The sequence below is a fragment of the Maribacter sp. TH_r10 genome (genome assembly GCF_033101095.1).
Classification (GTDB): domain Bacteria; phylum Bacteroidota; class Bacteroidia; order Flavobacteriales; family Flavobacteriaceae; genus Maribacter_A; species Maribacter_A luteus.
Genome location: NZ_JAWMPY010000004.1, coordinates 168,698 through 187,294, shown reverse-complemented (window position 1 = coordinate 187,294; position 18,597 = coordinate 168,698). Strand labels below are relative to the sequence as shown.

At 38.2% G+C, this 18,597-nt stretch carries 18 protein-coding genes; 8 read left to right on the top strand and 10 right to left on the bottom strand.

The window, feature by feature from the left end; genetic code table 11:
- Window positions 1-3: 3 nt before the first annotated feature.
- Window positions 4-573, top strand: coding sequence for a phosphatase PAP2 family protein (locus R3X28_RS12050; protein ID WP_317664558.1), 570 nt, complete (start codon window positions 4-6; stop codon window positions 571-573).
- A complete protein-coding gene (locus R3X28_RS12045) occupies window positions 570-2,228 on the top strand; it encodes an ArnT family glycosyltransferase (RefSeq protein ID WP_154366269.1) in 1,659 nt (552 codons plus the stop codon). The genes R3X28_RS12050 and R3X28_RS12045 overlap by 4 nt, the downstream gene beginning before the upstream one ends.
- Here the strand turns inward: R3X28_RS12045 and R3X28_RS12040 are convergent.
- From R3X28_RS12040 to R3X28_RS12025, 4 genes are all read right to left on the bottom strand, one after another.
- Window positions 2,222-3,097 (bottom strand): lysylphosphatidylglycerol synthase transmembrane domain-containing protein, encoded by an 876-nt coding sequence (locus R3X28_RS12040; protein WP_317664556.1) that lies wholly within the window; start codon window positions 3,095-3,097, stop codon window positions 2,222-2,224. The genes R3X28_RS12045 and R3X28_RS12040 overlap by 7 nt on opposite strands.
- Entirely contained in the window at window positions 3,078-4,037 is a 960-nt protein-coding gene (locus tag R3X28_RS12035) for a glycosyltransferase family 2 protein (RefSeq protein WP_154366273.1), read from the bottom strand. The genes R3X28_RS12040 and R3X28_RS12035 overlap by 20 nt, the downstream gene beginning before the upstream one ends.
- 170 nt (window positions 4,038-4,207) lie before the next feature.
- The gene (locus tag R3X28_RS12030; RefSeq protein WP_317664553.1) at window positions 4,208-4,768 is read right to left on the bottom strand and encodes a DUF2911 domain-containing protein; all 561 of its coding nucleotides are present in this window, start codon (window positions 4,766-4,768) and stop codon (window positions 4,208-4,210) included.
- Window positions 4,769-4,791: 23 nt separating this feature from the next.
- Window positions 4,792-5,700 carry an aldose epimerase family protein gene (locus tag R3X28_RS12025; protein WP_282054274.1) on the bottom strand — a complete coding sequence of 303 codons (909 nt, stop codon included), beginning with the start codon at window positions 5,698-5,700 and terminating at the stop codon, window positions 4,792-4,794.
- A gap of 102 nt (window positions 5,701-5,802) precedes the next feature.
- Between R3X28_RS12025 and R3X28_RS12020 the strand changes: the two genes are divergently transcribed.
- The 3 genes from R3X28_RS12020 to R3X28_RS12010 are packed head-to-tail and all read left to right on the top strand — an operon-like array spanning window position 5,803 to window position 8,321.
- A complete protein-coding gene (locus tag R3X28_RS12020; protein WP_154366278.1) occupies window positions 5,803-6,345 on the top strand; it encodes an RNA polymerase sigma factor in 543 nt (180 codons plus the stop codon).
- Entirely contained in the window at window positions 6,329-6,913 is a 585-nt protein-coding gene (locus tag R3X28_RS12015; protein WP_317664546.1) for a hypothetical protein, read from the top strand. Before R3X28_RS12020 ends, R3X28_RS12015 begins: the two co-directional genes overlap by 17 nt.
- Complete coding sequence (locus R3X28_RS12010) at window positions 6,894-8,321, top strand: DUF4097 family beta strand repeat-containing protein (RefSeq protein WP_317664544.1); 1,428 nt, start codon at window positions 6,894-6,896, stop codon at window positions 8,319-8,321. The genes R3X28_RS12015 and R3X28_RS12010 overlap by 20 nt, the downstream gene beginning before the upstream one ends.
- A gap of 84 nt (window positions 8,322-8,405) precedes the next feature.
- Here the strand turns inward: R3X28_RS12010 and R3X28_RS12005 are convergent, their stop codons facing one another.
- The 3 genes from R3X28_RS12005 to R3X28_RS11995 form a co-directional block, all read right to left on the bottom strand.
- The gene (locus R3X28_RS12005; protein ID WP_317664542.1) at window positions 8,406-9,605 is read right to left on the bottom strand and encodes a Gfo/Idh/MocA family oxidoreductase; all 1,200 of its coding nucleotides are present in this window, start codon (window positions 9,603-9,605) and stop codon (window positions 8,406-8,408) included.
- 311 nt (window positions 9,606-9,916) lie between these two features.
- Window positions 9,917-10,594: a peptide-methionine (S)-S-oxide reductase MsrA gene (msrA, locus tag R3X28_RS12000; protein ID WP_317664540.1), complete on the bottom strand. Its 678-nt coding sequence runs from the start codon at window positions 10,592-10,594 to the stop codon at window positions 9,917-9,919.
- 82 nt (window positions 10,595-10,676) lie between these two features.
- Window positions 10,677-11,396 (bottom strand): dienelactone hydrolase family protein, encoded by a 720-nt coding sequence (locus tag R3X28_RS11995; protein ID WP_317664538.1) that lies wholly within the window; start codon window positions 11,394-11,396, stop codon window positions 10,677-10,679.
- Between the two features lie 295 nt (window positions 11,397-11,691).
- On the opposite strand from R3X28_RS11995, the gene R3X28_RS11990 reads away from it, so the two are divergent.
- Window positions 11,692-11,898 (top strand): hypothetical protein, encoded by a 207-nt coding sequence (locus R3X28_RS11990; RefSeq protein ID WP_154366291.1) that lies wholly within the window; start codon window positions 11,692-11,694, stop codon window positions 11,896-11,898.
- A 568-nt stretch (window positions 11,899-12,466) separates the two neighbouring features.
- Window positions 12,467-12,745, top strand: a complete 279-nt coding sequence (locus R3X28_RS11985; protein ID WP_154366292.1) for a hypothetical protein — start codon at window positions 12,467-12,469, stop codon at window positions 12,743-12,745.
- A gap of 197 nt (window positions 12,746-12,942) precedes the next feature.
- Here the strand turns inward: R3X28_RS11985 and R3X28_RS11980 are convergent, their stop codons facing one another.
- Window positions 12,943-13,131 carry a hypothetical protein gene (locus tag R3X28_RS11980; protein WP_317664536.1) on the bottom strand — a complete coding sequence of 63 codons (189 nt, stop codon included), beginning with the start codon at window positions 13,129-13,131 and terminating at the stop codon, window positions 12,943-12,945.
- 775 nt (window positions 13,132-13,906) lie between these two features.
- Here R3X28_RS11980 and R3X28_RS11975 point away from each other — a divergent pair.
- Window positions 13,907-14,164 carry a hypothetical protein gene (locus R3X28_RS11975; protein WP_317664534.1) on the top strand — a complete coding sequence of 86 codons (258 nt, stop codon included), beginning with the start codon at window positions 13,907-13,909 and terminating at the stop codon, window positions 14,162-14,164.
- 454 nt (window positions 14,165-14,618) lie between these two features.
- On the opposite strand, the gene R3X28_RS11970 is transcribed toward R3X28_RS11975, so the two are convergent.
- Window positions 14,619-17,138 (bottom strand): M14 family zinc carboxypeptidase, encoded by a 2,520-nt coding sequence (locus tag R3X28_RS11970; RefSeq protein WP_317664533.1) that lies wholly within the window; start codon window positions 17,136-17,138, stop codon window positions 14,619-14,621.
- Between the two features lie 99 nt (window positions 17,139-17,237).
- Window positions 17,238-18,452: a sensor histidine kinase gene (locus R3X28_RS11965; RefSeq protein ID WP_317664531.1), complete on the bottom strand. Its 1,215-nt coding sequence runs from the start codon at window positions 18,450-18,452 to the stop codon at window positions 17,238-17,240.
- Between the last annotated feature and the right edge of the window lie 145 nt (window positions 18,453-18,597).

Below are 18,597 nucleotides of genomic sequence, written 5' to 3'. Positions count from 1 at the left end.
CCTATGCTCGACGAACTTATACAGCTGGATAAGGAAGTGTTTCTTTTTCTCAATGGCTTGGGAACCCCGACTTGGGACGGGTTTTGGATGTTCATAACCAATAAATTGAGTTCAATTCCTATTTACCTCGTACTGCTCATTTTAGCATACCGCCAATTAGGATTAAGAAAGATGTTCGTTGTATTGGCCACCGTTGCCATTTTGATATTGGTCAGTGATCAATTGGCGAATTTCTTTAAATATGGGGTTCAACGGCTTAGGCCTTGTTATGATCCAGAGGTTAGTAGCCTTATGCGTTTGGTCAAGGATTCCTGTGGTGGCAAGTTCGGGTATTTTTCTGCCCATGCTGCCAACTCATTCGCGGTGGCCTATCTCTTTACTTTTTTATTAAAATCGAAATTCAGGTTCATAGGAATCTTTTTATTCCTTTGGGCATTGATGGTGGCATATAGCCGAATATATATTGGAGTACATTTTCCGTTGGATGTGTTCACGGGCATCGTTATAGGTTTAGGTATGAGTTGGTTATTTACAAAGTTGTATATCTTTGCACTTCATAAATTTCAATTATGATTTCAAATACCAGATATTGGTTTTTGTTGATTCTTATAGTTCTGGTATATGTTGCCGGAATGTTCGTAACCCTTTTTGAAAACGATTCGGCACAGTTCGCTGTTATGGCCATGCGTATGGTCCAGGAGAATGATTTTTTGAGCCTTTTCAAAGGTCCGGAAGAATATTTGGACAAGCCGCATATGCATTATTGGTTGGCGGCTCTATCCTTTAAGATTTTCGGTTTACATGATTGGGCCTATAGAATACCTGGAATATTGGCGACCTTATTAGGGGCATATAGCTGTTTTGGCTTAGGCCGGTTGCTTTACGATAATAGGGTAGGGAAGATAGCAGCCTTGATTTTTATGACCAGTCAGACAATCGTATTGGGAGCTATTGATGTTCGTACCGATGCCGTGTTGACCGGTTTTGCGGTTTTCGCCATTTGGCATTTGGCGGCCTATATTGAAAAAAATTCCCTAAAACATATGGTTTTGGGTGCTTTTGGGGCTGCAATCGCATTTTCAACCAAAGGACAAATCGCACTTTTGGTCATTGGCCTACCTATACTCTGTCATTTGGGTTACACTCGAAAATGGAAAATGTTCCTTAATTGGAGGGTAATTATAGGACTATTGGTTTTTGCCCTTTTCATAACCCCCATGTTGTATGCGTATTATCACCAATTTGATTTGCATCCAGAAAAAATCATAAGGGGTAAAGGCAATAGGAGTGGTCTCTTCTTTATATTCTGGGAACAGAGCTTTGAACGTTTGAGTGGGGAAGGTGTAGGTAAGAACAGTAGTGATTATTTTTTCTTTTTCCATACCTTCCTTTGGGTGTTTCTACCTTGGACCATCATTGGTTTGGTGGCCTATTGGCAAAAGGCCAAATCTATGGTGAAATCGAAATTCAAGTACGTGGCTGGTCAGGAATTTTTGACTTTGGGAGGAATTACATTGATTTTCATCATAATCAGTTTTGCGCAGTTTAAATTACCGCATTACCTGAATATTACCATACCATTGTTCGCTGTGCTTTCCGCTGGGTATTTATTCGGTTTGTATACCGATAAGAAGAAAAAGCTGAAAAAGATATTGTTGGGCTTTCAGTATTTTATTCTCGGAGTAGTATTCATCGCCGCTATTTTGATCTATTTTTATGTGTTCAAGACCGAGTCGTGTTATAGCTATATCTGGCAATCGGCCATAGGTGTTTTCATCATTTATTATTGCCTAAAGCATGAGTTTTATTTTTATAAGATAATTACGATAGGAGCGATAAGTTCCGTTCTGTTAAATGGGGTATTGAATATGCATTTTTATCCTTCGTTGTTGGAATACCAAGCAGGATCAACCATGGCTAAGACCATTGAGAAGAATAATATAGACACGGATAATATTTATAAGATTTCCCAAGCACATACATGGGCGTTGGATTTTTACAACCAAGAACCGGTAAAAATTGCATCGGTAGGTGATTTAAAATATCGCAAGGATATTTGGGTGTATGCCAGCGACAAGGAATTGGATATACTGAAGGATTCCGGTTTCGATTGGGATAGGCAATTGACCGAAAAACAATTTCGAATAACGAGGTTGCAGGGCAAGTTCCTAAATCCCAATACCCGAAAGAAAGTACTCAATAAAATGCATTTGGTGCATATTTATTGATCTGCCGTTTTCAGTTTTATTTTTTTAAAGTGATAGAATATTCCGAAAAGTGAAACCAAAGCGGTGATCAGAAAGAACACCATACTTACACTTATCGATGTGTTTTCATTTAATGCGAGAAGGGTCGCCCCATAAAAGAAGGTCACTTCACGACTTCCGATACCACCTATCGTCAACGGTAATACCGATACGATTGATGAGATTAAAAAGATGAAGAGGTAAGGAATGCTGTTCGTATCGATTTTAAGGGCCAGTAAAATAAAAACTACACAGATCAATTGGGCCAATTGTACTAGTGCGGATAGACCAAAAGATTTCCAAAAAACAGGTAGGACAAAATTGAAAAAACGTTTGTTAAGGAACCAAAAAACTACAATCGATAAGACACTTAGTATCCCTATGGGAATATCGTAAGTGTTGAGCCAAGTGTTCTCCAAAAGTATTCCCAAAATACAAGCGTAGATAAATAACAATAACAAGCCACTAAGTCTGTCAAGCACCAGCACCGAAACGACTTTTTTCGTACCCACTTCGAATTCTTTTTTTATAAGGTATCCCTTGTAGGCGTCACCACCTATTCCGCCAGGAAGAAAAAGGTTGTAGAACATGCCCAAAAGGTATAATTCAAGATTGCTTTTTTGGGTGAGTTTTACGCCAAGCTCGTGAAAATACAGATTAAGACGAACAGATGCCAAAATCTTGGATGTTATAAAAAATAGAATCGCCGCGATTAAATAAACAAAGTCCGATTTCTTTACAATCTGAAGAACTTCTTTAAAGTCGACCTTCGTAAAGATGAAATAGATAAGAATTACACTTATGGCAATTTTAGCTATTGTTATCAGTTTTTTACGCAATCCCGTCTCCAACCGTTACTTTTTTAATTCTGTAAGGTCTTTTCTTTTGTGACTCGTAATAAGTGCGTATTAGGAGTTCCATAACAATACCTATGGTAAAGACCTGGATGCCTGCTAAAATGAACATTAGTCCGAAAATCAAAAGCGGGCGTGTCCCGATATCTTCTCCAAAACCATATTTTACAATAAGTAAGTAAATGTTTATCCCTACTCCCAAAAGAATCATCAAAAAGCCGAAAATTCCGAATAAGTGAATCGGTCTTTGAAAATATTTTCGGATAAATAGCAGTAACATCATGTCTGCCACGACTTTGAAAACACGCTCCAGTCCGTATTTTGAGACCCCGGCATTTCGGGCATGGTGTTTTACGGGTACTTGTTTTATCTGTGCGCCTTCCAAATGGGCTAGTAGGGTTATGAAACGGTGCATTTCCCCGTAAAGGTTCAAATCTTTTGCTATATCCCTTGTGAATACTTTTAGGGCGCAACCATTATCTTTTATGTCCAATTTGGTAACCCTCCGAACCAAGAAATTGGCAATCTTTGATGGAATTTTTTTGACCAAGGAGTCTTTTCTCTTTTGCCTGATTCCGGTGATTACATCATATTCATCATTTACGGCATATGCCAACATTTCAGGAATATCACTAGGGTCATTCTGTAAATCCCCGTCCATGGTTATGATATATTCCCCTTCGGCATAATCTAACCCAGCTGCCAAGGCCAGACTTTGGCCATAGTTTTTCTTTAGTTCAATTAGATGAACCTTGTCATCATTCATGTTTTTGACCACCTTACGGGTATCGTCTGTAGAGAAGTCGTCTATGTAGATGATTTGGTATTGGTAACCAACAAGACTTTCATGGATCTTTTGGGTCAATAAGACCACGTTATCCTCTTCATTATAAAGAGGAACAACAATAGAAAGTAAAGAATCTGTGATAGGTTGCATGCCGTTGATTTATGATGGCGCAAATTTATGCTTTTTATTAGTGAAACCCTATTCTCCCCATTTATCTTTAAAAGGGTGGGTCAAATGAAAGCACTTGATCTTCTTAGGAAATAGATTCATACCCGTAAATTGATGTCTTTTAAGGTCTTGTTGGAATTGCCATGTTTAAATTATTCATTAATGGGCACTTCTATTCTGGTTCTGTCCCATGAAAGAACAAGGTATAATTGTTCGCTGTCCTCGAATGTAATGGAGAGTTGTTCTTGAACAGTGGTCGTTTGCTCTGAAGGTACTTCGACTACAACAACATCGGTTTCAGGGTTTCTTGTCGTTTCCTTACCGCCACTTAGGATGGTAACACCCCAATCGGGGATTTCACTGTTGAAGATAACCTTCCAGCTATCCTTTCCGGGTTGGGTCCAAAAAGAATATGTTCCTGCAGCTAGGGTTTTGTCAATGATCTTAATGTCCTTGGCCGTACTGAACGTAGTTGGTTCATTGGCACCTGTACGCCATACTGCATCGTAGGGAACCAGTTCGCCGAAAATAATACGGTCCTTTTTAAAAGGTCCTGAATAATTGATAGAAAGGTCCATTCCGTTTTTTGTATAGGAATTCGTGATTTCTGGACTATTTTTTTTGGTCTGCTCTTTCATATATGGCATGCCGACAAAAATGACCAAGGCCACCAATGCTATTAGGATCAGTACAATCCATTTAAATTTTTTCATCTTGATGTTTTTTGAAATCCCTTCTAAGTTACTAAATCAAACTTAAAGACAGATGCATTTCGATAGGTTTCATTGGGCCGAAGCACACTACTGGGGAAATTGGGTTGATTGGGGGCGTCTGGAAAATTCTGGGTTTCGAAACAAATGGCAGGGAAATCCTTTGGTGTATAAACGACCAATCCACGTTGGTTGGTGTTTACTTCCATTGAAATTCCTGATTTTTTGGAATATACCATAGCTGCGAAACTGCTCTCGTCATTTGTGGCAAACGGAGTATCAAATCTCGTTTTTCCTATTTGACGCTCGGAACTAAAATCTTTTTCAGTACCCTTTACTGGTATTAATTTCCCCGTTGGTAATAGATTTTTATGGGTCTCTACGATTTTAGGGCAATTCAGTTTAAGAAAATAATGGTCAATGCTGTTTTCACCGTCCAGTTTAAAATAAGAATGGTTGGTCAGGTTAACGACTGTTGAAAGGTCGGTCTTGGCCTCGTGGATAATGTAAAGCTCGTTGTTCTTTATTTTGTAGGTTACGGTGGCTTTTAAATTTCCGGGGTAACCCTCCTCTAAATGTTTGCTGAAGTATGAAAGCCGAACAAAGGGTTCATCTCCATGGTGTACTTCTTCAATTGTCCAATATTTTTTACCGAAACCTTGTCGGCCACCATGTAAATGAATACCATCAATGGTCGGCAAAAGGTAGTTCTTGAAATCAAGGGTGAAACCACCGTTGGCGATACGTCCGGCATATCTTCCTACGCATGCCCCTAAAGAAGCCGTGTCGTAGGGATATTTACTCGGAAAGTCATATCCTACGACCACATTCGTATATCTGCCTTCATCATCTTTCACCAATAATTTTTGGATAATCGCTCCATAATCCAATACGATCAAGGTGATGAAAGGGTTGCTTATCGTAACTTGTTTCAAGAAAATTGAATTTTAAGTAGCAAAATTAACTGTTTTTGCAACATTGACCTATTAATATCGTCCTTAGGGAAACAAACGAACAAAACCAACACCGAGCACATAATGTTTCATATTGATGTGGTAGAAAAATGCAAGGCCAATAACCGGAAGGCCCAAATGCAACTTTACAAACAATATTGTGAGGGCATGTTCTGTGTGGCCATGCGCTATGTTCAAAATGCGGACGATGCCGAGGATGTTATCCAGGAGGCATTTATAAAAGCATTCCAGAAAATACATCAATTTAAAGGAGAGGTAACTTTTGGGGCCTGGTTAAAAAGGATCGTCATAAATAAGAGTATTGATTTTTTAAAAGCCAAACGACAACGTTGGGTGGAGTTGGATGAGAATATGTTAGAGATTTCAAGAGAAGATGATTGGACTGTAGATAATGAAATCGGCATTGATCAAGTGAAATCGGCAATAAGCCAACTGCCCGAGAAATATAAATATGTAGTACTGATGTTCTTGATCGAAGGTTTTGATCATAAAGAAATCTCACAAGTTTTAAAGTTGACCGAGACCACTAGTAGAACACGATTATTACGGGGCAAAAGCTATTTAAAAGAATTATTAAAAGAAAAGACCAATGGCACAAGACCTTAGAAAGTTATTCGAAGAGGAACAACGTAAAGAGCACTTTGTTATGAACAGGGGGCATGAGAAACGGTTTATGGATCGTTTGGATAAGGAGCTCGGGAAAGATAAGAAACCATCCTTCTTTTTTCTCAAGATTGCCGCCACCCTTCTTGTCTTAATAGGTTTGGGTACTATGTTTTTTATCCAAGGAAACAATGCGAACATTCCCACTACGGTTGTAGATAAGAACACGAATGTAGAAAATAGGAGCGGTATTTCTTTAGGAGACCTTTCCCCCGATTTAAAAAAAGTCGAAAGTTACTATGTGGCCCATATTAACCTGGAATTGGCAAAATTGGCGGTTTCCGATGACAATAAGGAGGTCGTGGATGGTTATATGGAACGTTTGGCCGACCTGAATTCGGAATATAAGAACTTAACGACCGAGCTCAACCAAATCGGACCTAATGATCAGACCATTTCCGCACTTATAAAAAACCTACAGTTGCGCTTACAATTATTACAACAATTAAAAATGAAGTTGAACGAATTACAATCATCAAAAAACGAGCAGTATGAAACCAATGCAATTTAAATCGATTGCCATGATTTTTCTCCTAATAACACTGGGGATTTACGGGCAAGAAAAACAGAAGACCATTAATGAAGTATTCAATGTTAATCAGGAAACGGTTCTCGATATCAATACCAGTAATGTAGATATTGAATTCGAGACTTGGAATAAGGACCAGATTGCCATAACGGCGACCATTGAGCTCGATGGGGCAACGGAAGAAGAAGCATCCGAGTACTTTGATCAAGATGCTATCGAAATTGTCGGTAACAGTAAAAGGGTATCTATTACAACCGGAGTTGAAAACACCTGGTTTTTTAAACACTCCGTTGGTGGATTGGAGCATCTTAATATAGAGATTCCCGATTTTGAGTTTGAGATGCCCGAAATTCCAGAAGTGCCGGAGATGCCAGAAATGCATTTGGATTTATCCGATATGCCGATGCCTCCTGTCCCCGAGGTTGAGTTTGATTATGAGGCTTATGAAAAGGAGGGTGAAAAATACCTTGAAAAATGGCAAAAGAAGTTTGAAAAGGGTTTTGATAAGGAATATGAGAAAAAGATGGAAGCATGGGGAGTTAAGATGGAAGCAAGGCAGGCCGCCATGGCAAAACGCCGTGAAGCGATGATGGAGAAAAGGGCCGAAGCTCACGAAAAGCGAATGGAGGTTAGGGAAGAGGCCATGGAAAAACGTGCTGAACAAATGGAAAAGCGGGCAAAAGAGATGGAAGAACGCCGAGAACGGATTATTGAAAAGCGGGAATTGCATGCAAATGAACCCCATATTTTTTATTATTCCACCGATAGGGGCAATAAACGGTTCAAGGTGAAAAAGACCATTAAAATTAAAATGCCGAAGGGAACAAAGATCAATATGAACGTACGCCATGGAGCCGTGAAATTAGCAGAGAATACAAAAAACATCAATGCAAGGTTGTCATATTCCACTTTATGGGCCACGACCATAGATGGGGAAGAGACCACGATAACCACTTCGTATTCCCCAGTGCAGGTAGAACGATGGAACTATGGGTTGTTACAGACTTCCTATTCTGAAAAAGTGGATTTGAACGAGGTGCTTAACTTAAGGTTGAGCACCACATCTTCGGATGTTACGATTCATAGGTTGTTGGAATCTGCGATAATCGACAATAAAATGGGTCCGATTAAGATAGACTGGGTTTCCAATGATTTCAAGGATATTGATATATCCTTACAGAATGGCGAGTTAAGGTGCAATTTGCCAAAAACCGATTTTGTGATTGCGGCAAAAAGTACGCGTTCTAAATTAACGTACCCCCAAAACCTAAAGTTGAACACAAGAAAAGAGAATAATACCGTTTTTTACGAAGGATATCAAAAGAAGGGGAATAGTGCCCGATCAATAAAAATCAATTCAAAATATAGCGATGTGGTTTTAAAGGAATAATCACCATTAGCTACGTTTCAAAATCAACCCAAATCTATCTTATAAATTTCCTATTCCCATACTTCATCCAATAAGAACCTTTCATTAAAGCGCTTGAACACTAGGAAGTTTTTTCCAATGTACGATTTCTTCGTTATACATGGCATCAAGTCCCATTTGAACACAAATTGCGGCATTCGCCCCTGTGGTAATGTTGGAAACCGGATCTGTATTGTTTTGAATACTATCCCTAAAATCATGTAATGCCTGTTTACTAGCATCCTCATGTTCAATATTGAGTGCATAGCCTTTTCCTTCATCCCATTTTACGGTAGCTCCGGAAACACCATCTACTTCGCCCAATTCTTTATTTTTCTTTCCTTCAGGGTAAAACCAAGCTTTGGCATAATCCAGGACAATGGTTCCTTTGTCACCTATGGCCTTAATTTGATAACCGTCCATGGCATTACTGGTTAAGCAAGTAAAGGTGGCTTTTACACCACTGGGGTAGGAGTATAGCAGGTGGATGTTGTCATAGGTTTCGCGCCCATCTTTCCAATAATCAACGCCACCCATTCCCACAACTTTATCTGGTGTGGATTCGGTTACCCAATTTGCAAAATCGATTTGATGTGAGCAAAGCTCAGCGGCCAATCCGCCTGAGAATTCACGGTACATTCGCCAGTTTATCGCGCGTTCCAATTCAGGACTGGGGACTTCCCGTCTCCAATTCCCGTTTCTGTTCCATTGGCATTCAAAGGCGGCGATCTTGCCGATCATTCCTTTTTTTATCATTTTGACCACATGGGTATATAATCTTGAGCTGTGGTATTGATGTCCCGTCTGGAATATCTTGTTAGAGGATTTCACTTTCGCGGCCAGATGTTCAATACCGTCGTATCCTTTCGCCATTGTTTTTTCACAATACACATGTTTGCCGGCATCCAATGCGTCCATTGCGATTTTTGAGTGGGTATTCAAAGGGGTAGAGACCAAAACGGCATCAATATCGGGATTGTCCAAAAGCTTGCGGTAATCCTTATAACCTTGGGCTTTTCCTTCAACTTTGCTAAGCCCGTTCTCTAAACGGAATGGCAGGGTGTCACAACAGGCGATAACATTGAATTTGTCCAATTCATTTATAAGTGGCGTAAGTCCTGTTCCTCGGTCACCAGTACCGATAATCCCAATGTTTACCGTGTCATTGGCACCCCTGAAATTATTGATGTTTCCGAATATCGATGACGATGTGGCCACTGCTGCAGTCGCCAAACTACTTTTAACTACAAATTCCCTGCGTTTCATGTATTACAATTTTGCTTAAATGCTTTTTGAAATTCCTTTTTCCTGTTTTATATACCTTTTGATTACTTAAAGCATCAGGTTTTACTGATTGTTATTTTGTTTTATTTGGTTATGAAGAATTTTTATCCATTTTAGAATGAATGAAAAAGGGCGTTTCCATTTCTGACAGATTTAGGTCGGGTGATTTGGGTTCGTGGTTTTCCATCGGAGAATCAATGATTGATGCCTTAAAGGTAGTGGCTTAAACTCAAAAATAAAAAAAAGCGACCCGTTAAAGTCACTTTTATATTCATTCAGGTAAAACTGGTAATTCAATGTCCTCCTTTTTTCATCAATTCGGGATATTTTGCTTTGAACCTTTTGTATCTTGGAATGGAAATATTGATGATATAAGGGTTGTTCGGATTTAATTTTTCATAATCTTGATGGTAATCTTCAGCGTCATAGAATTTGCGGAATTTTTCAACTTGTGTGACTATTGGTAAATTGTATACCTTATCTTTTTTCAATTGCTCTATATAGTTTTCGATAATCTTTTTTTCTTCCTCATTGGAGTAAAAAGCTATGGAACGGTACTGGGCGCCATGGTCGGGTCCTTGGCGGTTTAGTGTTGTTGGGTCATGGGAACCGAAGAATACTACGACCAAGGTATTAAAATCGACAACTTTTGGGTCGTAATAAACCTTTACGGCCTCTGCATGGGTGGTAAGTCCGCGACCAACTTGTTCATAGGTAGGGTTTTTTTCGCTTCCACCGGAATAACCGGAAATAACTTCTTTTACACCTATAACATCTTCATAAATGGCTTCTACGCACCAAAAACAGCCGCTGGCAAAATAAGCAACTTCATATTTTTGTAGATCATCAGGTGTTGGTTTACTTATTGTTTGGGCGTTGGGAGCGTCATGTGCTTGTTTACTTTTCTTTACGTTGGATTCACAGCTGGTAGAGAATAAAATGGTAAGTGTCAAAAGGATCGATTTAATCATAGTGTATCTTTTTTTTCTTTAGTTGTTGAATTTGATGGTAACTTACAAAGTCAAGATTCATTGCAGCAATGCCATAGTATGTTCAATCAAAAATCTCTTTGAAAAAAGAGGTCATTGCATGCCACGATCGCTTATTGGATTTTGGTTGAAAAAACAACCCTTTTTCGGGGAATTTGGCTTTGGGGTTCGTAAAAGCATGCCCTGTACGACCGTAAACATGAACACTCCAGTCGGCAGCAAGTCCGTTCATCTCTTGGGAGAGTTTAACCATGTCATCGGGTAAGGCCATAGGGTCTTCCCAGCCATGTAATACGAGTATCGCACTTTTTATTTTCTTATTCGGATGTGGGTTTGGGGGATCCAACAGTCCATGAAAACTTATAACCCCTTTTATGTCGGATCCTGAACGGGCAAGATCCAAAACACATTTGCCACCGAAACAGAATCCTATAGCTCCGATTTTTGAAGCATTCACCATCCCGTGTTTTTTCAATGTCTTGACCGCCAATAACATTCGGGATAGTAATAATGGCCTGTTTTGGTCAAGTTCATCCATTAGTTTTTGTGCCTCTTCAGGACCGTTGGCCCTTCGTCCTTTGCCATAATTGTCTATGGCGAACCCAACATAACCTAATTTGGCCAATGCTTCGGCTTTTTGAACTTCAAATTCTGATTGGCCACTCCACATATGGGAAACCAAAATGCCCGGTTTTTGTTCCGTATACGAATCATCCCAGGCAATGACTCCTTCAAATTCATTGTTCAGAGCATCTTTATAGATTAGCTTTTCCTTTATGATCATGAAATTGGTTTTTAAGAGAGTGAAATATAGAATAAAGTTGTTTTTATAGGCGTTGGTTTTTTCTTAAAAAATCGATGTTTATTACGTTTTTTTCAGTCAATTATGTTATAAATTTCTTAAAATCAGGATAAATAGGGGTATTGTTCATGAATACTTAATAACTATTTTGGTAATTGTTATGTTTTGGATATTTTTTGCTGTACGTTCGGCCTTTGTTTTACGACTACTATGCTACGGTGAGAGAAGTATGGAGAAAAGGAAGCACCTAACATTAACTTAGAATTTAATTAAAATTATGGGAAGACCCGCAACGAAACCGACGGAATTAAGAGACGGCTTTTATATAGAAATCAGAAATAGAGGATCAAAGACCGGAGTTAAAATCCGACGAGATACAAAGGAACAAATGCTTATGGCCATTAAAGAGTATGAGGCATCAAAAGATGTGGTTGTTATAGGCGAAGTAAGTAAAGGTAAGATTTTGGACAATGCGGTAAAATAAGACCGGTTTTCATTTCTTTATCGGATTTTCAAAATCCCGATCCATTAAAAAACCCCTTTAAATTACAAAGTATCAAAAATTGATTTTAAGTGCTGTGATGTTCAATGGACATTTTCAGCACTTAATCCTTTTTGTGCTATACCGAAATAAAGTGTATCGGTATTCATTCTAGGATATATGCACTTCCTCTAATAGCTTTAGTTTTGTAAGCCTAATATTTCCTTAAAAGGGAAGCGAACTTTTGTGGTTTATTCTGAATGAACACGATTTTCCGGAGCATTACATTTAGAGTGCCATTCGAGAATTTAAATGGTTTATGTTTATAACACCTTAGAATATCGATGAGATGGATTATTCGCTTAAAAACAGTGATTTTTTGCTTGTATTGTTCGATGAACGGCATGTAAACATCGATAAACGGTAATTGTAGAATTTGTGGTTTAGGGGTAAAGTTAGGTATTTCATCGATATTTGAGCCTTTCATCTATGAAATGCTACATTTAATCGAATAATTGGATGTAAAAATGGGGTATGTGGGTTTTCTAGGTAACCAAACTTACTATAAACTATGCGAACCCTTTTCTTACTTATAATCTTATTATTCACAGGGTCTATATCCTTTGCCCATTGTGTAGGTCCTGTTGATCAAATGAAAACAATAGAAGAGGGTTCTTCACTAACTTATTCAAATTTGACCAACGTGCAAAATCTGGTTTCCAATGTTGAGAGAACTAGACTAAGGCATCCGAAAAAGAACAATGCTATAGGTATATACAGGTTTAAGCATACTAAAGTGAAAAGGGCACTTGCCTTTAGGGCTAAAAAGGATAAGCCATTGTTGGCCTAAACCCAATAGATTTATATTGGGAAATTATAGGTCATACATACTTTCAGAACTTGTAATTTATCCTTTATTCAAACTATTGTTTATTATCCATTGGGCTTATCAAGAAAATGACGATACAGTGATTTTTTTTTAAAGCTTGTTCACTCCATATAAACTGAGAATCGATGGGACTTAATGATCCCTCAATGTAATCCAGTTTAAAGTCCCATTGGATTTTCAAAAAACACAAATCGTTGGAGGTTAGTACCAAGGTATTTCACTTCTTTCCAAGAATTTTGGGATAACTTTTCTTCCATAATACCTGCTAAAGGTATATTTAAACTATGATTGGAAATTAGGGGAAAGCCTAATTGACGGATGTGTTGTTCTTTATTTCCGTTTCCCAAAAGGTGTTTTTACTTTTATCCTTCCATAGGGTTATAAATGTTTTGATTTATAGACCTAATGAAAGTTTAGAGGGTTTTATAAATACAATTTTAGTATTATCCTATTTAATGTATTTACATACATTCTTTTTGGATTTTTTTGTCCACTGATGAATAACAAGTAATAACAGAAAGGCCGTACTATATTTAATGATGAGATCGATTTTTAATAAGTCCTGTAAGAATAAAAACAATAACGCTGGCGGCAAAAATCATTGATGCATTTGCGATAAAGTAAATAAATGGTTCCATGGGTTCTCGGTTTTTGATTAGCAATAGATCTTATAGAGGGGATGTTTTTAAGGTAAATTAATAGCTGTTCGTTGATTAATCGATCGCAATTGTATGAATTGTTGTTCTTATTGTATAAAATGTAAGAAAACGATAACCTTTTTTATACCCCATCTCTAAATTATACTACGCAATTTGATTTTTTAAAGTTTCCCCAGAAGGTATGATGATATCACTTTTCAGGTAATTATGGCAATTGAATTCAAGATTCGTATTATATTATTTTAACGGTTTTTATATCAGCCCTTGTAAAAAACCACTCACGAATACCGATTAAAAGACTATTTGTTCGGTAAGGCGTTTCAGGTGTTGAAAACGTTTGTCGAACATTTTGTGCACTTCACCCATTCTTTTTCCGATAGCCGAAAAATAAGGTGTTTTCACCGTTTTGTGAACCTGCCTCAGTGTCGTTTGGAGTTAAATTTATGTAACCCAAGTCGATATTATGAAAGCTATTTTTACCTTGATTTTCGTTCTTTTTTTCGGTCTTACCGCTTTTGCTCAAAACGCCGATGACAATGTTACAGTGGAACCTATTAAAATGGATATTGTTTTGGATAGTGGGATTATCGTTATTGATTCTGCTAAGGAAAATAAAATCACTTCGGAAAAAAGTGTTGCACGTTTATATAAATTCAAAAATTCCAGAGTAAAGAAGGCTTTGGCTTTTTCAACGAAAAAAGACAGACCTAAGTTGTCTTAATACGTTAGGGTTTTTATTGAATACAAGAAAGTTCCCCTTTTTTAATTTTTAACCTAAAATATAAAGCTTATGTTACTTTTTATTCTTTTGCTTCCGGTTGCTTTGTTAGTGTTGAATATGGTCATATTCCCTAAAACAAAAGGTTTTTTGCAGCCATTGAAAGTACGTGTTAAAAAATAGCTTTAACCGTTTTACAATGCAGCAATTAGTAACAGCTAATCATCTGCCTTTTGTTCGTAATTCCCATTTGGTTCTTGGCTCACATCGTAAATGTTGAACGTTACATTTACTTAAAAATGTGAACCGTGTACAAAAGGGCAACAGATGGTGCTTGTTTCATGGGCTGTCATTAAATGCACTTTTAGGGAGTTACGGTATGGCTCCTTAATAGAAGGGTTAATAAAATTTTGTTTTTACATAAGTATAGGGTGTTTTGGTATAAGAGCCATTGTAATTATTCCCTTGATGGGACTTCTATTTTATCTCCCAAAAACAAGGCATTCAAGAATAACCGGTTCGTCCCATACCAAGAACCCCTGAAATTTGGATTGTCGGCAAAGAGTATTACCCTGCCCGACCCAACTTTACTCACGATAAGTGATGCCGATGGTTTAACATATTGCTCCATATTTTTTGTGGTAAGAAAACCATCCATATGAGGTTCCTTCGCATATTTCCCAACAGTTGCATATTCATTTTTACTTGGCGTCAACCAGACCGTATTGTTTTTGTAAACAGGAATGGCGTTGTCATGATAGCCGAAGGCCAGAGGGTGGGTAGTGTCAATATCCATCTTCAGTATAACCCCACCTACACTTTCTTTACCTAAATTTTCGTCGGAATCTACATAAGGTTTGCGGGTAGCGATCGCTAGCGTGTCTTTTTCAGGTTTCGTCAATTTTTCTTTGACCAATTTTTTGTCAATGGCCCATTTAGAGGCTGTGCCGATGGTTATCAATGTATTGCCTTTACCTACCCAAGTTTTTATTTTATCCTGTTGCTTATCGGTAAATTTATATTTACCCGAAACCATTACTAGGGTTTTGTACGAATCCAACTTCATTTTATCAAAGTTACGCATGGGTATTTTGGATATCGGCATATGTACCCTTTTATCCAATAAATGCCAAACCTCCCCAGCTTCATATGAGCGAACCCCATCGCCAATAAGCATTGCGATCTTTGGTTTTTTTATGGGTGAAATAAAACGGCTTCCTAAGTCGATTCCTTTTAAGTTGAACCCTGAATTTACACCGAACATTGGAACTTGAAACTCTTTTTGCGCCGCTTGTACCAGTTTATATATGGCATCGGCATCCTTTTTTTGCAAGCTTACGGGAATGACCAAAGCGCCATAATTGAACGATTTGGAATCTGGGCCCACTTTTGCGGTAAAGGGTTTAAAAGACGACGATATCGTCAATCCATTTTTTTGAAGGTAATTCAGTGCGGCTGGGGCATTGTAATCATCCCAATCGATAATATAGGCATAATTGGATTTTTGAACGGGAGAAACTTGGATCAGGTCTTTTGTTGTAGTGATTCTGTCTCCTAAATTCAAGCTGGTTGTGGGCTTATACTTCATATTATAGTAATTACCTACAGACCATGCAGAAGCGTCATAATAAACACTGTCTCTATATTTGGAATAGGTCTCGAACATGGTTTGTACCATTCTATACTGTGGTTGTTTAGTAGGTACCACATATGCATCGTTAGATTTATATACTTCTATATTATGTAATAGTAACTTGTCAATGAAAGCCTTGGTTCTATTTTGGTCATGTGCATCGTTAAAAGTATATCCCTTGATTTTACTTTTACTTGCCCTGGAAATGGCACTTTTAAAGAAGTCTTGTTGGTATTTTCGCATATAGGCCTTGTTTTTAACCGCGGTTTTTACCGTGGTTATGCCCGAGGTGTATTGGTTGCGGATCGTGAACGGAAATGTAATTTCCCCAAAGGCAGTTGTTTGCTTATGCCCACGAGAGCTGGCCTGTTCGAACAAAAGACCCAACCCTCCTTGAAGATCGGGATAAGACGACCCATAACCGGGATACGTGCCGTCAAAGGCCTCCTTGGTAAAATAAAAACTACCGATACTGTCCAAAGCCTTGGCAAATTGTTCCCCGAACATATTGTTGAGGTCCTCATAATTTTCTTTGGGCATTATCGGATCTAAGGATCCATTGGCTTTCATGGGCTCAAAGAAATAGGTGCTTTGTGTGCCCATTTCGTGAAAATCGGTAACCACATTAGGATACCATTCATGGTACCATGTTAATTTACCCCTGCTTTCAGGGTTAATGCCCAATAGCCAGTCCCGATTAAGGTCAAACCAATAATGATTGGTACGACCACCAGGCCAATACTCATTATGCTCGGCATCCTGCGGGTCGGCCACAAGTGGATTTCCTTGGTAGGAATTGGCATATTGGGTATGACGATCACGACCGTCGGGATTGATTGTTGGGTCGATGAATATCACGGCATTATTTAAATATCCCAATATTTCCGGATTGTTTGAAGCGGCAAAAGTATATGCCGTTAATAAGGCAGCTTCAGAACTGGACGGTTCATTTCCATGTACATTATAAGCCAGATTGATGAAAATAGGGACATCATCGTAGTTTGAAGCATTGTTGTCAGGGTTTGTGAATGCCAAATGTTGGCGTTTCAATTCATCAAGGTTTGATAGGTTTTCCGGACTTGTAATGGTTAGGATAACCAGTTTTCTACCTTCATGGGTCTTGCCATAATAATGAATGGAGGCCCTGTCGGATACTTCCGCAAGTTTTTCCAAATAGGCCACTATTAAATCGTGCCGGGTGTGATGCTCTCCAATACCATATCCTAAAAATTCTTCGGGTGAAGGTATATCGGCATTGAAAGGATGGAATTTTTTGAAAAAGTAATCTTGACCGTAGAGTGTAGAACCACAAAACAGCACCAAAAGGAGTAATTTTTTAAGCATGGAAGGTTTTTTAATTAGTTCCTTAAATATAAGGAATAATAAGAAAAAAGAACCCTATGGTCTTTAATACCGCGGTATTCACAAAATTAGGGGTAAACCTTAAGCAACTGCATTAAAATGCTTGCCTACTTCGTAGAATTTGATAATGTAGTTTGTTCCTTTTTTCGTAGTATCCTTGATGATGCTCCCTTTAAGTTGGCGGGCAAGGTTGTGGATTAGTTTTAAACCAAGTGATTTGGTGGTTTTGTGATCAATGGTATCCGGGAAACCTACACCGTTGTCACCGATTCTTAGTTCATACCCATTCTCTTCGCCTTGCTCGATCGAGATGCTTATTTCCCCATCTTTTTGATTGCTTATGCCATATTTCAGGGCATTGGTAATTGCTTCGTTTATCAAAAGCCCCAAGGGTATGGCCGTATCAATACCTAATTTAATATCCGGTATATCTATATTTAGTTTTACTTTGTTATCGGCACCTTTTAAAGATCGTATTAGAAATTCGCTCAATTCCTGTACATAGGATTTATATTCTATTTTAGATAGATCATCGCGCATATACAGCATCTCATGCACCATTGCCATTGAGATAACCCTGTTCTGACTGCTTTTGATGATGTTTTTCATTTTCTCATCCTGTATGCTTCTTGATTGCAGGCTTAAAAGACTGGAAACGGTTTGAAGGTTGTTCTTTACCCGATGATGTACCTCGCGGAGCAAAGTTTCCTTTTCTTTGATTCGTTTTTCAATCTCATTTCTAGATTTATAAAGATTGTGGTGGGCCTTTAATAGGTTCTTGCCTAAAACCCCACCCAAAAGATAGACCGAAAAAAGAATACTGAATAGGCTAAAGAGATCTCTTGAGGCTTCCGGTACGGCATTGAAAGTGAAAGTATATGCTGGAAGGGTTTCCAGATACATTAGACATACGATCGTCAGGTTTAAGTAAAGGTATATCTTCCCGTATAGTTTTGTGGTTACATAACCGGTGAATACGATAAGTGCCAAAACGAATATAAAAGGGCTATTGATCCCTCCGCTGTAAAGTGTAATGAAAGTGCCACAAATTAATCCGATAATTGAAGTGATATTATAGGTGACCGTTATGTTGTTATGTAATTTAAAGGCTAAGGTGTTCAAAAGGTTGACAACACCAAATCCAAAAAAAGCATAAGGTAATATTTCGTTGATATTAAGGGTGTAAAGGCAAAGGAATCCAAAAATGATGGCGAATATTGAGGAGAAATAATTTACCCTCAATGTTAATTTGACTTTATCCACTAAGCGATATTCATCTTTGACGGGCATTTTCATAATCGAAACTTTTGGCTCTTTAATAGTGAATTACGATCTGGTAATGAAAGGTAATCCCTATTGGATCAGGGTTATTTATGGTAAATCTAAATATGTTTTGGGTTTAAATCAACATCAAACACGAAAATTAAGCTAGAGTGATCGA